Origin of the sequence: Phytohabitans sp. LJ34, from assembly GCF_052068095.1 — a bacterium.
Classification (GTDB): Bacteria; Actinomycetota; Actinomycetes; order Mycobacteriales; family Micromonosporaceae; genus Phytohabitans.
In genome coordinates this window covers 248,564-262,570 of record NZ_JBQHDG010000014.1, presented here as the reverse complement: position 1 = coordinate 262,570, position 14,007 = coordinate 248,564, and the positions used below count along the sequence as shown (strand labels likewise).

Below are 14,007 nucleotides of genomic sequence, written 5' to 3'. Positions count from 1 at the left end.
GGCGGTCAGAGAGTCAGCCGAAGCCGCCGCCGGCGGGCGAGGAAGATCGCGGCGCCGCCGGCGATGAGCAACCCGGCGCCGGCGCCGGCCATCAGCACCGCGGGGCTGCCGGTCTGCGGCAGGCCGCCACCGGGTCCGGGCGTGGCGCTGGCGCTGGCGCTGGCGCTGACGCTCGCCGACGGGCTGGCGCTCGCCGTCGTGCTTGTCGACGGGCTGGGGCTCGCGGTGCTGCTTGTCGACGGGCTGGGACTCGCCGTGGTGCTCACCGACGGGCTGGGGCTTGTCGTCGAGCTCACCGACGGGCTCGGCGACGCGCTCGTGGTCGAGCTGACGGAAGGACTCGGCGACGGGCTGGTCGTGGAGCTGACCGACGGGCTCGGGCTCTTCGTGTACCCGTAGCCGCGCGTCCCTTCCGGTTGGACCGCGGCCCGCTCAGCCGCCGGACGGGGCTCCGTGCCCGCAAGCACGGTGGATGCCGTGGCGACGACGGCACCACTGATCCCGCAGACCAGGAGGCCAGCTATCGAGGCACGCCGGGCGGCGTGGGAGAAAGAGAAAGACGACACGCTCCGTGTAACGAGCGATCACCCAGATGCGCAACGGTCTGTCGTTTTACCCCGTTCTCGCCGGAAATATTCGTTACAGATTGTGATTTCGCGAGATTTTCTCGGGTACTTGAACGTCCTGTCCGAACGACTCACACGGAGAGGGTGATCGCGATGTCAACTCGTGGGAGATCGGGCCCGTGGGCGACGCTGGCGGCCGTCGCGGGGGCGGCCGTGATGAGCCTGACGCTCGCCGTCCCGGGGTACGCCGCCGCGCCGGTCACCGGCACCGCCCGGGCGTCGGCCGAGTCCGAAGTGATCCGACTGACCAACCAGGAGCGGGCCAAGCAGGGCTGCCGTGCGGTACGACGCGAGCCCAAGCTGAGCAACTCCGCGTATAGGCACAGCCAGGACATGGCCCGCAACAACTTCTTCAGCCACACCGGCAGCGACGGCAGCGACTTTTCGACCCGTGCCGCGCGGGCCGGCTACAAGCACGCCATGAGCGAGAACATCGCCAAGGGGCACCGCACGCCGGCAGAGGTCGTCAAGGGCTGGATGGGCAGCAGCCCGCACCGCAAGGCGATCCTCGACTGCGCTGCCAAGGCCGTCGGCGTGGGCGTGGCCCGGGCCAAGGACGGCGCGCTGTTGTGGACGCAGGACTTCGGCCGGGTGTGACCGGTCAGATGACGCAGTTGACCAGGACCGGTTCGGGGTGGAGCGTCACCCCGAACCGGCCTCGCACGCCGTCTCGGATCTCCCGCGCCAGACCGAGCAGCTCGGCCGTGGAGCCACCGCCCCGATGGGTGAGGGCAAGCGTGTGCTTGGTCGAGATGCCGACCGGGCCGTGGCCGTACCCCTTGGTGAAGCCCGCCTTGTCGATGAGCCAGGCCGCACTGACCTTGACCACGCCGTCGGGGCTCGGCCACGACGGCGGCTCGCCCAGGCCGGCGGCACGCTCGCGGAGCGCCGAGTACGCCGAGGCCTCCAGCACCGGGTTGGTGAAGAACGAGCCGACCGAGCGGGTGTCCGGGTCGTCCGGGTCGAGCACCATGCCCTTGCCGGCCCGCAGCTCCAGCACCGCCGCGCGGGCGTCGGCCAGCGGCACCCGGTCGCCGATCTCCACGCCCAACGTCCGGGCCAGCTCCGCGTAGCGCACCGGCGCCGACTCGCGCGAGCGGAAGAGGCGGAAGTCGACGGAGAGCACCACCCACCGGTCGCTGTGCTTGAAGACGCTGGTGCGGTACGCGAAGCCGCACTCCTCGGGCGTCATCACCAGGCGCTCGCCGGTGGTCCGGTCGAGGACCCTCACCGCCGTGATGGTCTCGGCGACCTCCTGGCCGTACGCCCCGACGTTCTGGATCGGGGTGGCGCCGGCCGACCCCGGGATGCCGGAGAGGCATTCGATGCCCGACCAGCCGGCCTCCACGGCCTGTGCCACCACGCTGTCCCAGGACTCGCCGGCCTCGACCGTCACGGTCGCCGCGCCGTCCTCGGTGTCACGCACCGTCACCCCGGTGGAACGGACCAGCACGACCGTGCCGGGATAGCCGCCGTCGCCGACGACCACGTTGCTGCCACCCGCAAGGATGAACGAGTTCGCGGGTGTTTGGGCCAGCTCATCCGCATTCGTGGCGATCAATACTCGCTGCGCTCGGCCACCAAGGCCCAAAGTGGTGTAGGCCGCGAGCGAATCGGGCACGGTCGGCTGGGCGGCAGTAGGCAGTTCGGCGCTAACGTCGGGCACGCCATTCACCCTAGGCTGGACCGCACGGGGGCAACCCAAGGGCCGCCCGGCCGCGTCGGGAGGGTGTTATGACCAGCAGATTGCACGGGTCGAAAGACTTCTGGATCGCCGGGCTTCGGGCCGAGGGTCCACCCTTCCGCGACGCCGTCACCCAGGCCTCTCCCGACACGCCGGTGCCCTCCTGCCCCGACTGGACCGTCACCGACCTCGTCCACCACCTCGGTTCCATCTACCGCTGGGTGCGCGGTCACGCCACCCGCGGCGTCACCTCCCCGCCGGAGTCGCGCCGCGTACCCGTCCCGGAGGGCCTCCCGACCGGCCCGGCCGCGGTCGAGTGGTGGCACGACGAGTACACGGAGCTTGTCGACACGCTGGAGGCGCTCGACCCGGAGCTCCCCGCGTGGAACTGGGCGCCACAGGCCAAGAAGGCCGGCTTCTGGCATCGCCGCATGGCACACGAGACCGCCGTGCACCGCTGGGACGCCCAGATGGCGATCGCGGCCGGCGAGCCGGTCGAGGCCAAGCTTGCGGTCGACGGGGTGAGCGAGGTGCTCGACACCTGGCTGCCCGCCGGCCGCCGCCACAACCCCACGTCACGGCAGGGCATGGTGCACCTCGTCGCGACCGACGCGTCGCAGGAGTGGTTCCTGCGGCTGCGGGGCGAAGGCGTCGCGCTGCTCGACACCGGCACGATCCTGGACACCGACGAGCACCCCGCCCGGGCGTACGCGGCGGGCACGGCGAGCGACCTGCTGCTGGCTCTCTACGGCCGCGTAGGCTTCGAAATGCTCGAGGTCACCGGCGACGCCACGCTGCTCGACTGCCTGCGTACGGGCTGACCGATGACGTTTGCCCTCGCTCCGCGAGGGCGGCTCGCCCCAGTCGCTCCGGTCGCCGCGCTCCCTCCGCTTGGTGGCGTCTGCGGACGGCGGCGGGCTCGCGCCCCTTCCACCGCGGCACGTGGCACATAATCGTAAGGACCGTGCCAGGGAGTGGTGAGGGGATGACGGTGGGCCTGGAGTTTCCAGACGGCTTCGTATGGGGTGCGGCCACCGCGGCGTACCAGATCGAGGGCGCGGCCCGGGACGACGGGCGCGGCCCTTCGATCTGGGACACGTTCTCCCGCACCCCGGGCAAGGTCTACGCCGGCCACACCGGCGACGTGGCGTGCGACCACTACCACCGCTACCCGGACGACGTGGGCCTCATGGCCGACCTCGATCTGCGGGCATACAGGTTTTCGATCTCGTGGCCCCGCGTGCGGCCCGACGGCACCGGCCCGGTCAACCCGCGCGGCCTCGACTTCTACGACCGTCTCGTCGACGAGTTGATCGGCCGGGGCATCGACCCCATCGTCACGCTCTACCACTGGGATCTGCCCCAGACACTGGAAGACCGCGGTGGCTGGACCAGCCGCGACACCGCCTACTGGTTCGCCGAGTACGCCGCGGCCGTGTACACCCGGCTGGGCGACCGCGTCTCCACCTGGACCACGCTCAACGAGCCCTGGTGCTCGGCCTACCTCGGCTACGCCTCCGGCGTGCACGCTCCGGGTCGGCAGGATCCCGCGGACGCGTTCGCCGCGGTCCACCACCTGCTGCTCGGGCACGGCCTGGCGGTGCGGGCCCTGCGCGCGGCGGGCGCCGAAAACATCGGCATCACGCTCAACCCCGCCGCGGTGCTCCCCGCCGACCCGGAGAGCGCGGCCGACGCCGAGGCCGTGCGGGTCGTCGACGGGCTGGCCAACCGCATCTTCTTCGACCCGATCCTGGCCGGTGGCTACCCGCCCGACGTGCTCGAGCACATGCGCCGCTTCACCGACCTGGGGTTCATCCAAGATGGCGACGAAAAGGCCATCGCGGCGGCGATCGACCTGCTCGGCGTCAACTACTACTCGCCCACCTACGTGGCGGGGCGCCCGGACGCGCCCGGCGGTGGCCTCGCCCACCCCGGCACCGAGGGCATCCTCTTCCTGCCACCGGCCGGCCCGCTGACCGAGATGGGCTGGCAGATCGAGCCGGCCGGCCTCACCGCGCTGCTGGAGCGGATCGGCCGCGACTATCCCACCACCCCGCTGTACATCACGGAAAACGGCGCCGCCTTCGACGACAAGGTGGGGCCCGACGGGCAGGTCGCCGACGCCGACCGCATCGCGTACCTCGACGGCCACCTCCGCGCCGTGCACACCGCCATCCAGCGCGGCGTCGACGTGCGTGGCTACCTGGTGTGGTCGCTGATGGACAACTTCGAGTGGGCGGAGGGCTACCGCAAGCGGTTCGGCATCATCCACGTCGACTACCAGACCCAGCGGCGCACGCTCAAGGACAGCGCGCTCTGGTATCGCGAGGTCGTCGCCCGTAACGGACTGACGTCATGACCATCGCGCGGGAGCGCCCGACCCTGGAGGCAGTGGCCCGCCGTGCGGGTGTCTCCCGCGCCACGGTGTCGCGCGTCGTCAACGGCTCGACGACAGTCGCCGAGCCGATCCAGGAGGCGGTGCGGCAGGCGGTGCGCGAGCTGGGGTACGTGCCCAACCTCGCCGCCCGCAGCCTGGTCACCCAGCGCACCGACTCGATCGCGCTGATCCTGCCCGAGTCGGCGACCCGCGTCTTCTCCGACGACCAGTTCTTCCCCGGCATCGTGCGCGGCGTCAGCCAGGAGCTGGAGGCGGCCGACAAGCAGCTCGTGCTCATCATGGCGGGCTCGGCGGCCAGTTACGACCGGGTCGAGCGATACACGACGGGCCGCCACGTCGACGGCGTCATGTTCGCCTCGATGCACGGCGTCGACCCGCTGCCCGGCACGCTCGCGCGGATCGGCATCCCGGTCGTGTGCAGTGGCCGCCCGATGGGCCGGGGCACGCCCCCGGTGCCGTACGTCGACGTCGACTCGGTGGGCGGAGCGGCGACCGCCGTGCGCCACCTGCTCGACGCCGGCCGCCAGCGGATCGCCACGATCGCCGGCCCGCAGGACATGGTCGCCGGCGTCGACCGGCTGGCCGGCTACCGCAACGAGCTGAAGGGCTCACGCCGCCGCTCGATCGTGGCCAACGGCGACTTCACCCGCGAGTCCGGCGCGGTCGCGATGCGCCAGCTCCTGGAAGACGACCCGTCGCTCGACGCGGTCTTCGTGGCGTCCGATCTGATGGCACACGGCGCGCTCCGCACGCTGCGCGAGGCCGGCCGCCGGGTGCCCGACGACGTGGCGGTGGTCGGCTTCGACGACGTGGAGATCGCCCGCTACACCGACCCGCCGCTCACCACCGTCCGCCAGCCGATCATCGACATCGGCCGTGAGATGGTCCGCCAGCTGCTCCGCATCGCCCACGGCGACGACGTCGAGGAAGCTCTGATCCTCCCCACCGAGCTGGTCATCCGCGAAAGCGCCTAGAGGATCCACTTCAGACAGATCAGGGCTACCGCGATGTCCGCGGTGGTCCGGACCGCTGCTCCCGCGGCCTCACCCTCCGCTTTTGGCCGCGGTCGCCCCTTTGCCTCGGCAGTGCGCGGCCCCGCGGTGCAGCGGTGTATGTCCACAATGCCTGTTGCCGAACAGGCGGCAGGAGGTCGAAACAGGGTTTCGTCGCTCTGAGTAACCGCCGCCATCGCATGCGCGGCTCAAGATTCGAGATCTTGGAGGGTTAGGGCGCTATATCAACCCTAACTGTCCTAGATCTCGACGTTCTCAGCTGAGACTGCTGACGCTGCGTCACAGACGGTGGCCCGCGAGGCCGGCTCACCCTGTGTGGGGTCCGGACCGCTGCTCCCGCGGCCTAACCCAGCGCTTTGGCCGCGCCCACCCCAGTCGGGTGCGCCGGGCCACCCAGACCCGGCGCTGCGATGAAGCGTCGCGGCCGCGCGGCTGTCCCCTGTGTGCTGGATTGCCTTTGCTCTGCTCCCCCATAGTGGGCGGCCGGCATGAGCCCTCGGGCGCAGGGTGTCTCCTATGGGTGAGCAGAGCAAATGCGAACGGCGCCACTACCTGCGCCCTCCCACCCACGGCCGTGACTTGCGCGCGAAGCGAGGCGCGTCCGCGTGACCAGCGGCGGACGGGTGAGGCCGCGGGAGCAGCGGTCTGGACCACGGCGGACATCGCGGTAGCTCAGATCTGGGAATTGGATCCTGACGGCGCGCTAGGAGTCGATGGGGCGGGGGCGTCGATCGGTAGGCCGAGCACCTTGCGGGCGAGCAGCGTGCCGCCCGCCACCGCGGCCGGCATGATGAGCACCGCGCCGAGCGGGATCAGGAAGCAGCAGAACACGCTCACCCCGAAGCCCAGCGCCAGTGGGCGGTGGCCGGCGAGGACGCGGCGGCGGTCCGGCAGGCGCAGGCCTCGGCGGAAGAACGCCACGCCGACAAGTTCGAGCGCGAGGAACCAGCCGCCGATCAGGGCGCCGATCACCGGGATCACCGTCTGGCCGACGAGCGGCAGCAGGCCCAGGAAGAAGAGCGGGATGCCGATCAGGAGGGAGAGGGCGATCAGCCGTATCGAGTCCCACAGGCTGCGCCGCAGGGAGCGCCACCAGGGCACCTCGACCTCGCCCGGGACGCCGCCGAACCGTGCCTCGATCTTCTCGGAGATCTTCTCGTAGAACGGGTCGCCGATGAGCAGCGTGACCGCGGTGAAGGTCAGCACGCCGATGAGTCCGCCGAGCCCGAGGATGCCGATCGCGGCGAGAAACTGCACGGCGTCGCGCAGCCCCTCGGACCAGTCGTCGGCAAACCAGGTGAACAGCTCCGCGAGGTCGGAGACGAAGTAGATCAGCGTCACGAACGCGGCGATGAACAGCAGCCCCGAGATGAGGGCCGGGATGATGCCGAGGATGACCAGGCGGGGGTTCCGGGTGTACATGCCGATGCCCCGGCCGAGCAGCCCGACGCCCGCGAAGAACTCACCAACCACGCCGGGAGCGTAGAACACCCGGCCCAGAACCGCCCGTCAGGCGCTGGGCGACGGGTCGGCGCTGACCGGTGGGGTGGACGGCGGCGGCGTGGGCTCGGCGGTCGCCTCGGGAGCGGTGGTCGGGCTCGGCGTGGGCACCGGCTCGGCGGTGGACGTTGCCGACGGCACCGGCGTGCCGGGCGCGGACGGCGAGGCCGACACCGACTGGCTCGCGCCCACCGGCAGCGAGGCCGGTCCCCTCCCCGGCCAGCCGCGGGCGGGTGCCGAGGCGCCGGGCGGCGCGGTGCCGAGGTTGCCCGCCCCTTCAGGCCTGGACGCCGGCGGCGGCCCGTCGGTGGCGAGGTGCCACCCCACCCAGACGGCAAGCGGCAGCCCTAGCACCACGATTGCCGCGAAAACCACCTTCGGCGTCTTGTCCACACCTTTTCACCGCGCAAGCGGTGAAAAGGTTACGCACCAAGCCGGATCCTCACTCGGCGGTTGGCTTTGCCCTTGCTCTCGACCTTGACGACCTGGACCTTGCCGATCTGGGCCGTCGCCGCCACGTGGGTGCCGCCGTCGGCCTGGACGTCCAGGCCGGTGATGTCGACGATCCGCACCTCTTGCTCGTCTGGCGGGATGAGGTTGGTCTGGGTGCGCACGATGTCGGGGATCGCGAGCGCCTCGGCGCGCGGCAGGACCCGCACCTCGATCGCGCGGTCGGCCACGACCTCGGCGTTGACGAGGTCTTCGAGCGAGGTCTTGAAGTCGGGCGGCACCTGCGGGAGGTTGAAGTCCATCCGGGCCTCGCCGGGCTCCATGTTGCCGCCGGTCACCAGCGCGCCGAAGTCGCGGAAGACCACGCCGCACAGCACGTGCAGGCCGCTGTGGGTGCGCATCAGGAGGCTGCGCCGTTCGTCTTCGAGCGCGCCGGTGACGGCCGTGCCGGGCGGTGGGAGCGGGTCGCCCTCGGCGGGCAGGAGGTAGAGGTCGTCGCCCTTGCGGGTGCCCACGATGCGGGTCTGCACCCCCTGCCAGAGCAGCACCCCGTGGTCTGGCGGCTGCCCGCCACCGCCCGGGTAGAAGGCCGAGCGGTCGAGCACGATGCCCTGCTCCGGGTCGGCGGCGAGCACCGTGCACTCCCACTCGCGCAGGGTCGGGTCGGCCAGGTCGAGCCGCTGGGTGCGGCCGTGGTGCGTGACGCCCATGATCCGGTCCTAGTCGTTCAAGAAGGCTGATATCCGATCGCGCAGGTCGGCCCGCTCGGTCCAGAGGATGCCGGGCCGGTCGTAGATGTGCAGCTCGGCGCTTGGCAGCGCGGCGGCCAGCCGCTCCGCGACCACCGCGGGGTGGAGGTCGTCGCCGATGCTGCCGATGACGAGCGCGCGGGCCGGCACGGCGGAGAGGGCGGCGCGGTCGGCGACCGCGGCCTGGCCGGCGAGACCGGCCAGCTCGGGCGCCAGGCCGTCGCGCATCAGCTGGTCGATGCGCTGCCGCAGATACGCCCAGCCGGCGGGTGTGTTGCGCACCGCCGGCGGGATCTCGGCCGAGACGGCGTCCGCCACGGCGGACACATCACCGGACTGCACCGCGTCGACGAGCGCCGCCAGCCGGTCACGCGCCGCCGTGGTCCTTGGCTCGTCGAGTACGGCCGGGAGGAAGAACACCACCCGCTCGAAGCGCTCCGGGCTCTCCGCCAGCAGCTGGCACAGCGCACCGGCGCCCAGGCTGGCGCCCACCGCGCGGGTGGCACCGGAGAGGTCGGCGATGGCTCGCAGGTCGCGGGCCAGGTCGGCATAGGTGATCGGTCCGGTCGGCGGATCCGACCGCCCGTGCCCGCGAAACTGGAAGAAGACCTTGCGCCCGGTGACCGCGCTGCCGAGGGGTCGGGTGGCCGAGATGCCGGTGGCGAACCCGTGCGCGAACACGGTGGCCGGGTCGCCCGAACCCGATACGAGGCGCTCCAGCCGCACGCCGTGTGGTGTGGTGACCAGCTCGGTCGCCGGCTCGGGCAGTGCCGGCCGGCCGGTGCGTGGCGCCGAGGGCCCCGGTCCGTACGTCCGCGGGCCGCCGTCGGGCGGCGGTGGCCAGCGGAAGTCTCTCACCAGAAGCCCTTGCCGTCCGTCAGGTCGCGCAGGCCGACGCGCACGTCGAGCAGGTAGACGGAGGCGGCGGCGATGCCGATCAGGCCGAAGATGTTGACCGCGCTGAAGAAGAAGAGCGTCAGCAGGAGCGAGACGCCGAGGATGGCCAGCCAGGCACCTTTCGGAATGGTGCCGATAGCCGGAAAAGCGTCGGACCGCTGCGTGAGGCAGTGCACGAGCGCCACGCCCTCGATCACCAGGGCGAAGATGAGCAACGCCATGTCGATGACGTACCGAACGTCGAGGTAGAACAGCGGCGCGGAGATGGCCATGTGTGAAAGCTTAGCCGTGGGCGCCGGCCGGGCCATGCCCTGCCGGCGCCCGTCGCCGTGGCGGTCGGTTACTTCTCCGCGGGGGTGGTGCGCTTGGCGGCCTTGGTGGCCTTCTTGGCGACCGGCTTCGTCTCGGTCTCGCTGGCCGGAGCGGCGGTCACCTCGGCCGGCGGCTCGGTGGCCTCGATGTCCGAGTTGACCGCGTCGGCCGTACGCACCACACCGGTGCCGACCACGCGCTCGCCGTGCGCCACGAGCTGACCGTAGAACGCGAACGCGCGCTCCTGGGCGGCCTGGGCGCCGGCCACGAGGGCGGCGGCGTTGCGACGGGCCGCCGCGCGCAGGCGCTCGGCGTCGAAGTCGGTCGTCGCGGCCCGGTCACGCAGGCTGGTCGCCGTGGTGTTGGCGGCCCGCAGCGTGGCGACGGCCTTGGCGCGCAGGTCGATGGTGCCGGCGGCGGCCTTGCCGCTCAGCTCGTTGACCACGGCCGGCAGCTTGCGCAGCTGCTGGTAGGCCAGGTCACCGGCGCCGGCGGCGGCGTAGAGCGGGGTGGGGATACGGGTCGAATTGTTCTGCTCGGTCATTGGTTCTCCTCCTCGGCCGCGGGTGCGACCGTCTTCTTGACCGCCTTCTTCACGGTCTTCTTCGCGGGCTGGGGGGTGGTGGTCTGCGAATCCGCCTCGTCCGGGTCGACGGAATCGGCGTCGGTGGCCGGGGCCTCCGCGGCGATGCGGGCGTTTTCCCGGCGGAACGTCTCGTAGATCTGGCTCAGCGACTGCTTTTGGGAAACCGTCAGGTCCGGGTCGGCCGCGATCGCGGCGAGCACGCCCTGCCCCTCTTTGGCGTCCAGCGCGTCGAGCAGCCCGGCCCGTAGGTACATCACCGGGGTCGAGACGCGCAGCGCGCTGGCCAGCTGCTGGAGCACCTCGGCGCTCGGCTTGCGCAGGCCGCGCTCGACCTGGCTCAGGTACGGATTGCTGACCCCGGCCTGGTCGGCCAGCTGCCGCAGCGAAATCTTGGCATTGCGCCGCAGGTCACGGATGAACCCGCCGATGTCGCGGGGCAGATCCTTCGGGGTGGCCATGCACTCGACCGTACGCCGGGGCGCTTGCTCTTGCAAGCAAACTGCTAACTGTGGGCTAACTCACCAGACGGCTTGGACGGCCCCCACGATCTCGCCGCCGCCTAGAATCGGCACTTCAGCCAGCTCTGACGCGTCCACTCCCAGCCTTCGCAGCGCCGAGACGACCACCGGCATACGCGCCCGCATCTGGCCGTCTTCGATCTTCAGGGCCACCGCACCCACGTCCGGGACCGCGACGGCCATCACGCCCTCGGCGCCGCCCTTCGACAGCAGCCCCGGCACGGCCCGCATGATCAGCGTGTCTTCGGCACCCGAACCGGCGACCACCTCGGGGTAGGCCCGCATCGCGTCGGCGACGGTGCGCTCGACCGAGCCGGGCGCACCCGACACCAGGCGCAGGAACGCCGAGGCGAGCCCGGCCAGCGACGCCGCGAGCACCGGCGCTCCGCACCCGTCGACGCCAACCGCCGCGGCCGGCTCGCCGGTGAACTCCTCCACCGCCGCCCGCAGCCGTACCTGGAGCGGGTGTTCGGGCAGCCAGTACTCCTCCAGCGACCAGCCGGACGCAAGGCAGGTGAGGAGCATGCCGGCGTGCTTGCCGGAGCAGTTCATCTGCACGCGGGAGGGCCCGCCGCCGGCCCGCAGCACCGCCTCGGCGGTCGCCTTGTGGAGCGGCAGGTCGGGCGGGCAGCGCAGCGCGCTCTCGTCAAGCCCAGCGCTGCGCAGCAGGGCACGTACCCGGGCCACGTGATGGTCTTCGCCGAAGTGGCTGGCGCAGACCAGCGCGAGATCGGCCGGGTCGACCAGGCGCAGCCCGGAGCGGAGCATGCCGATGGCCTGGAGCGGCTTGTTGGACGAGCGCGGAAACATCGGCGACTTCACGTCACCGGCCGAGTCGATCACCGCGCCGCTCGCGTCGAGCACCACCACCGAGCCGCGGTGCAGACCCTCCACGAATCCAGATCGGACGACCTCGGCCAGCGGGACCCCGCCGGTCATGGTGCCTCCGGCGCGGGCACGCCGAGGAGGGCGCGAGCCTGCGTGGGGGTCAGCGGCGGGCGCTGTGCCAGCTGGGCGAACCCGACCGCGCGGGCCACGAGCTGCATGTTGGACTCGACGGGGCTGCCCTTCGCGTACGTGATCGTGTCTTCCATGCCGACCCGCAGGTGCCCGCCGGCGGACAGCGACGCCAGCATGACGGGGATCGTCGAGCGCCCGATGCCGGTGGCGGAGAACGTCGTGCCCTCGGGCAGGTCGCGCATCGCCTGCCGGCACGCGACGAGCGCCTCGGTCGTGCCGGGCATCCCGCCGGGCACGCCCATCACCAGGTCGACGTGCACGTGCTCGCCGGCCGGCAGCCCGTGCTTGTCGAGCAGCCGCTGGAGCGCGGTGAGGTGGCCGAGGTCGAAGATCTCGTACTCCGGCACGATGCCCCGCTCGCGCATGCGGGTGTGCAGCTCGACGACGAACTCCCAGCGGTTCATGAAGACGTCGTCGCCGAAGTTGACGGTGCCCATCGTGCACGAGGCCATGTCCGGGCCGGCGTCGAGCACGGCGAGCCGGTCGGCCTCCGGGTCGGTCACGGCACCGCCCGACGACAGCTGCACGATCAGGTCGGTGGCGCCACGCAGCGCCGCGACGGTGGCCCGCAGCCGCCCGAGGTCGAGCGTCGGGCGCGCCTCGTCGTCGCGGATGTGCACGTGGATCACGCTGGCGCCGAGCGCCTCGCACTCTTTGGCCGTGACGACAAGCTCTTCCGGCGTCACCGGCAGGGCCGGCACGTCCGCCTTCGACGACTCCGCGCCGGTGGGCGCGACCGTGATCAACGTACCCGTCATCCGGTCAGCCTAAATCTATCGCGGCGACCGACTCACCGATCCGCAGGACAGCGTCGTCGGGCAGGTTTCGCTTTAACACCGCGAGGGCGACCATGCCCAGCTCGTAGTGGCGCAGCGCGGTGCCGACAAAACCGACAGCGCGCCCCTCCTCGCTGGTCACTGCCGTGCCCGGCGCCGGCGGCAGGTCGGTGGCCACGCCGTCGAGATGGAGGAGTACGAGCCGGCGCGGCGGCCGCCCCAGGTTGTGCACCCGGGCGACCGTCTCCTGTCCCCGGTAGCAGCCCTTGTCGAGGTGTACCGCGGGCGCGATCAGGTCGATCTCCGCCGGGATCGTGCGGTGGTCGGTCTCCAGGCCCAGCCGGGGTACCCGGGCCGCGACGCGCATCGCCTCGTAGGCCCACAGCCCGGCGAGCGGGACGCCCAGCCGCTCGACGACGTCGCCGACCGACTCGCGCGGCACGAGCAGGTCGATGCCCAGGTGGCCACGGCGGGCGAGCCCACCCTCCGGCAGGACTTTCACGTCGTACACCGTCGTGGGTGTCGCCGGCACGGAGCCGGCGGCGAACTTGGCGCCTGGCACCGCGCGGACCTCCGGCTCCTTGAGGTCGGGGACGACCTCGGCGGCGCGCGGGCCGACGAGCGTGAGCACGGCCAGCTCGCCGGTGGCGTCGCGCGGCTCGACCCGGGTGAGGAAGCGCATCTTCTCCAGGAACGTGAGCAGCTCGGCCGCCGCGCCCGGCTCGGTGTCGAGCCAGGTGGTGGTGCCGTCTTCGGCGACCTGGGCGTGGTGCTCGACGTGCCCGTGTGGGGAGAGCACGAGCAGCTCGGTGCCCTGGCCGGCCCGGAGGTCGGCGAGGTGCTGGGTGGTGATGCTGTGCAGCCAGCTGGCCCGCTCCGGGCCGGGCACGGCCACCACGCCCCGGTGCGAACGGTCGACCAGGCCCACGTCAGTGGCGAGCGTGCGCTGCTCCCGCATCGGGTCGCCGTAGTGCGCCGCCACACCGGCGTCTCGCGACTCCGGCTCCAGCGCCTCGACAGCCACCGCACCGTCCCGGTCGATCATTTCGCTCCCCCACATTCCTCGCAGGTGCCGAACAGCGCCACGTGACCGATGTCGAGCTGGAACCCGCGCTCCTTGGCCAGCCCGCCGGCCAGCGGCGCGAGCACCTCCGGCTCGATCTCGCTCACCGCACCGCAGCCCCGGCACACCAGGTGGGCATGCTGGTCCTCACCCACCGGGTGGTACGTCGGTGACCCGTGCGACAGGTGCGTATGGGTAACCAGCCCGAGGTCCTCGAGTAATTCCAAGGTGCGGTAGATGGTGGTGATATTCACGCCGGCGGCCACCCCGCGCACCGCCGTGTGCAGCTGCTCGGGCGTGGCGTGGCCCAGCTCGTGTACGGCCTCCAGCACCAGCTGCCGCTGGGCGGTCAGCCGCAGTCCACGGGCCCGCAGGATATCCGGGAGGGACGTTTCCGACACCGCCCGATAATAGT

Annotated in this window: 18 protein-coding genes; 5 read left to right on the top strand and 13 right to left on the bottom strand. The window is 71.8% G+C overall.

Annotated features, from left to right (window positions below):
• Window positions 1–5 precede the first annotated feature (5 nt).
• A complete protein-coding gene (locus ACTMTJ_RS25315) occupies window positions 6–92 on the bottom strand; it encodes a hypothetical protein (protein ID WP_441220229.1) in 87 nt (28 codons plus the stop codon).
• Between ACTMTJ_RS25315 and ACTMTJ_RS25310 the strand changes: the two genes are divergently transcribed.
• On the top strand, window positions 64–399 hold the full coding sequence (locus tag ACTMTJ_RS25310) for a hypothetical protein (RefSeq protein WP_441220233.1): 336 nt from the start codon (window positions 64–66) through the stop codon (window positions 397–399). The genes ACTMTJ_RS25315 and ACTMTJ_RS25310 overlap by 29 nt on opposite strands.
• 320 nt (window positions 400–719) lie before the next feature.
• Window positions 720–1,223 (top strand): CAP domain-containing protein, encoded by a 504-nt coding sequence (locus tag ACTMTJ_RS25305; protein ID WP_441220195.1) that lies wholly within the window; start codon window positions 720–722, stop codon window positions 1,221–1,223.
• Between the two features lie 4 nt (window positions 1,224–1,227).
• On the opposite strand, the gene ACTMTJ_RS25300 is transcribed toward ACTMTJ_RS25305, so the two are convergent.
• A complete protein-coding gene (locus tag ACTMTJ_RS25300; RefSeq protein WP_441220194.1) occupies window positions 1,228–2,292 on the bottom strand; it encodes a UDP-N-acetylmuramate dehydrogenase in 1,065 nt (354 codons plus the stop codon).
• A gap of 68 nt (window positions 2,293–2,360) precedes the next feature.
• Here ACTMTJ_RS25300 and ACTMTJ_RS25295 point away from each other — a divergent pair, with 68 nt between their 5' ends.
• The 3 genes from ACTMTJ_RS25295 (at window position 2,361) to ACTMTJ_RS25285 (ending at window position 5,682) form a co-directional block, all read left to right on the top strand.
• A complete protein-coding gene (locus ACTMTJ_RS25295; RefSeq protein ID WP_441220193.1) occupies window positions 2,361–3,131 on the top strand; it encodes a maleylpyruvate isomerase N-terminal domain-containing protein in 771 nt (256 codons plus the stop codon).
• Window positions 3,132–3,295: 164 nt separating this feature from the next.
• Window positions 3,296–4,669 carry a GH1 family beta-glucosidase gene (locus tag ACTMTJ_RS25290; RefSeq protein ID WP_441220192.1) on the top strand — a complete coding sequence of 458 codons (1,374 nt, stop codon included), beginning with the start codon at window positions 3,296–3,298 and terminating at the stop codon, window positions 4,667–4,669.
• Window positions 4,666–5,682 (top strand): LacI family DNA-binding transcriptional regulator, encoded by a 1,017-nt coding sequence (locus ACTMTJ_RS25285; RefSeq protein WP_441220191.1) that lies wholly within the window; start codon window positions 4,666–4,668, stop codon window positions 5,680–5,682. The genes ACTMTJ_RS25290 and ACTMTJ_RS25285 overlap by 4 nt, the downstream gene beginning before the upstream one ends.
• A 711-nt stretch (window positions 5,683–6,393) precedes the next feature.
• On the opposite strand, the gene ACTMTJ_RS25280 is transcribed toward ACTMTJ_RS25285, so the two are convergent.
• The 11 genes from ACTMTJ_RS25280 to ACTMTJ_RS25230 all read right to left on the bottom strand — a co-directional run bounded on the left by ACTMTJ_RS25280 (window position 6,394) and on the right by ACTMTJ_RS25230 (window position 13,993).
• On the bottom strand, window positions 6,394–7,221 hold the full coding sequence (locus ACTMTJ_RS25280; protein ID WP_441220228.1) for an EI24 domain-containing protein: 828 nt from the start codon (window positions 7,219–7,221) through the stop codon (window positions 6,394–6,396).
• Window positions 7,222–7,230: 9 nt separating this feature from the next.
• On the bottom strand, window positions 7,231–7,614 hold the full coding sequence (locus ACTMTJ_RS25275; protein WP_441220190.1) for a hypothetical protein: 384 nt from the start codon (window positions 7,612–7,614) through the stop codon (window positions 7,231–7,233).
• 29 nt (window positions 7,615–7,643) lie between these two features.
• Window positions 7,644–8,381: an alanyl-tRNA editing protein gene (locus ACTMTJ_RS25270; protein ID WP_441220189.1), complete on the bottom strand. Its 738-nt coding sequence runs from the start codon at window positions 8,379–8,381 to the stop codon at window positions 7,644–7,646.
• A 9-nt stretch (window positions 8,382–8,390) separates the two neighbouring features.
• Window positions 8,391–9,278: an alpha/beta fold hydrolase gene (locus ACTMTJ_RS25265; RefSeq protein WP_441220188.1), complete on the bottom strand. Its 888-nt coding sequence runs from the start codon at window positions 9,276–9,278 to the stop codon at window positions 8,391–8,393.
• Window positions 9,275–9,589 (bottom strand): DUF2516 family protein, encoded by a 315-nt coding sequence (locus tag ACTMTJ_RS25260; RefSeq protein ID WP_441220187.1) that lies wholly within the window; start codon window positions 9,587–9,589, stop codon window positions 9,275–9,277. The genes ACTMTJ_RS25265 and ACTMTJ_RS25260 overlap by 4 nt, the downstream gene beginning before the upstream one ends.
• A 68-nt stretch (window positions 9,590–9,657) precedes the next feature.
• A complete protein-coding gene (locus tag ACTMTJ_RS25255) occupies window positions 9,658–10,173 on the bottom strand; it encodes a hypothetical protein (RefSeq protein WP_441220186.1) in 516 nt (171 codons plus the stop codon).
• Complete coding sequence (locus tag ACTMTJ_RS25250) at window positions 10,170–10,673, bottom strand: helix-turn-helix domain-containing protein (protein WP_441220185.1); 504 nt, start codon at window positions 10,671–10,673, stop codon at window positions 10,170–10,172. The genes ACTMTJ_RS25255 and ACTMTJ_RS25250 overlap by 4 nt, the downstream gene beginning before the upstream one ends.
• 60 nt (window positions 10,674–10,733) lie before the next feature.
• Window positions 10,734–11,672 (bottom strand): asparaginase, encoded by a 939-nt coding sequence (locus ACTMTJ_RS25245; protein ID WP_441220184.1) that lies wholly within the window; start codon window positions 11,670–11,672, stop codon window positions 10,734–10,736.
• Complete coding sequence (locus ACTMTJ_RS25240) at window positions 11,669–12,511, bottom strand: 3-keto-5-aminohexanoate cleavage protein (protein WP_441220183.1); 843 nt, start codon at window positions 12,509–12,511, stop codon at window positions 11,669–11,671. The genes ACTMTJ_RS25245 and ACTMTJ_RS25240 overlap by 4 nt, the downstream gene beginning before the upstream one ends.
• Window positions 12,512–12,515: 4 nt before the next feature.
• The gene (ygfZ, locus tag ACTMTJ_RS25235; protein WP_441220182.1) at window positions 12,516–13,574 is read right to left on the bottom strand and encodes a CAF17-like 4Fe-4S cluster assembly/insertion protein YgfZ; all 1,059 of its coding nucleotides are present in this window, start codon (window positions 13,572–13,574) and stop codon (window positions 12,516–12,518) included.
• Window positions 13,571–13,993: a Fur family transcriptional regulator gene (locus tag ACTMTJ_RS25230; protein WP_441220181.1), complete on the bottom strand. Its 423-nt coding sequence runs from the start codon at window positions 13,991–13,993 to the stop codon at window positions 13,571–13,573. Before ACTMTJ_RS25230 ends, ygfZ begins: the two co-directional genes overlap by 4 nt.
• Window positions 13,994–14,007: the final 14 nt, after the last annotated feature.

Coding starts and splice junctions, on each gene's coding strand:
- ACTMTJ_RS25310 (WP_441220233.1), top strand. CDS start 64: ATGAGCAACCCGGCGCCGGCGCCGGCCATCAGCACCGCGGGGCTGCCG.
- ACTMTJ_RS25315 (WP_441220229.1), bottom strand. CDS start 92: ATGGCCGGCGCCGGCGCCGGGTTGCTCATCGCCGGCGGCGCCGCGATC.
- ACTMTJ_RS25305 (WP_441220195.1), top strand. CDS start 720: ATGTCAACTCGTGGGAGATCGGGCCCGTGGGCGACGCTGGCGGCCGTC.
- ACTMTJ_RS25295 (WP_441220193.1), top strand. CDS start 2,361: ATGACCAGCAGATTGCACGGGTCGAAAGACTTCTGGATCGCCGGGCTT.
- ACTMTJ_RS25290 (WP_441220192.1), top strand. CDS start 3,296: ATGACGGTGGGCCTGGAGTTTCCAGACGGCTTCGTATGGGGTGCGGCC.
- ACTMTJ_RS25285 (WP_441220191.1), top strand. CDS start 4,666: ATGACCATCGCGCGGGAGCGCCCGACCCTGGAGGCAGTGGCCCGCCGT.
- ACTMTJ_RS25270 (WP_441220189.1), bottom strand. CDS start 8,381: ATGGGCGTCACGCACCACGGCCGCACCCAGCGGCTCGACCTGGCCGAC.
- ACTMTJ_RS25260 (WP_441220187.1), bottom strand. CDS start 9,589: ATGGCCATCTCCGCGCCGCTGTTCTACCTCGACGTTCGGTACGTCATC.
- ACTMTJ_RS25255 (WP_441220186.1), bottom strand. CDS start 10,173: ATGACCGAGCAGAACAATTCGACCCGTATCCCCACCCCGCTCTACGCC.
- ACTMTJ_RS25250 (WP_441220185.1), bottom strand. CDS start 10,673: ATGGCCACCCCGAAGGATCTGCCCCGCGACATCGGCGGGTTCATCCGT.
- ACTMTJ_RS25245 (WP_441220184.1), bottom strand. CDS start 11,672: ATGACCGGCGGGGTCCCGCTGGCCGAGGTCGTCCGATCTGGATTCGTG.
- ACTMTJ_RS25240 (WP_441220183.1), bottom strand. CDS start 12,511: ATGACGGGTACGTTGATCACGGTCGCGCCCACCGGCGCGGAGTCGTCG.
- ygfZ (WP_441220182.1), bottom strand. CDS start 13,574: ATGATCGACCGGGACGGTGCGGTGGCTGTCGAGGCGCTGGAGCCGGAG.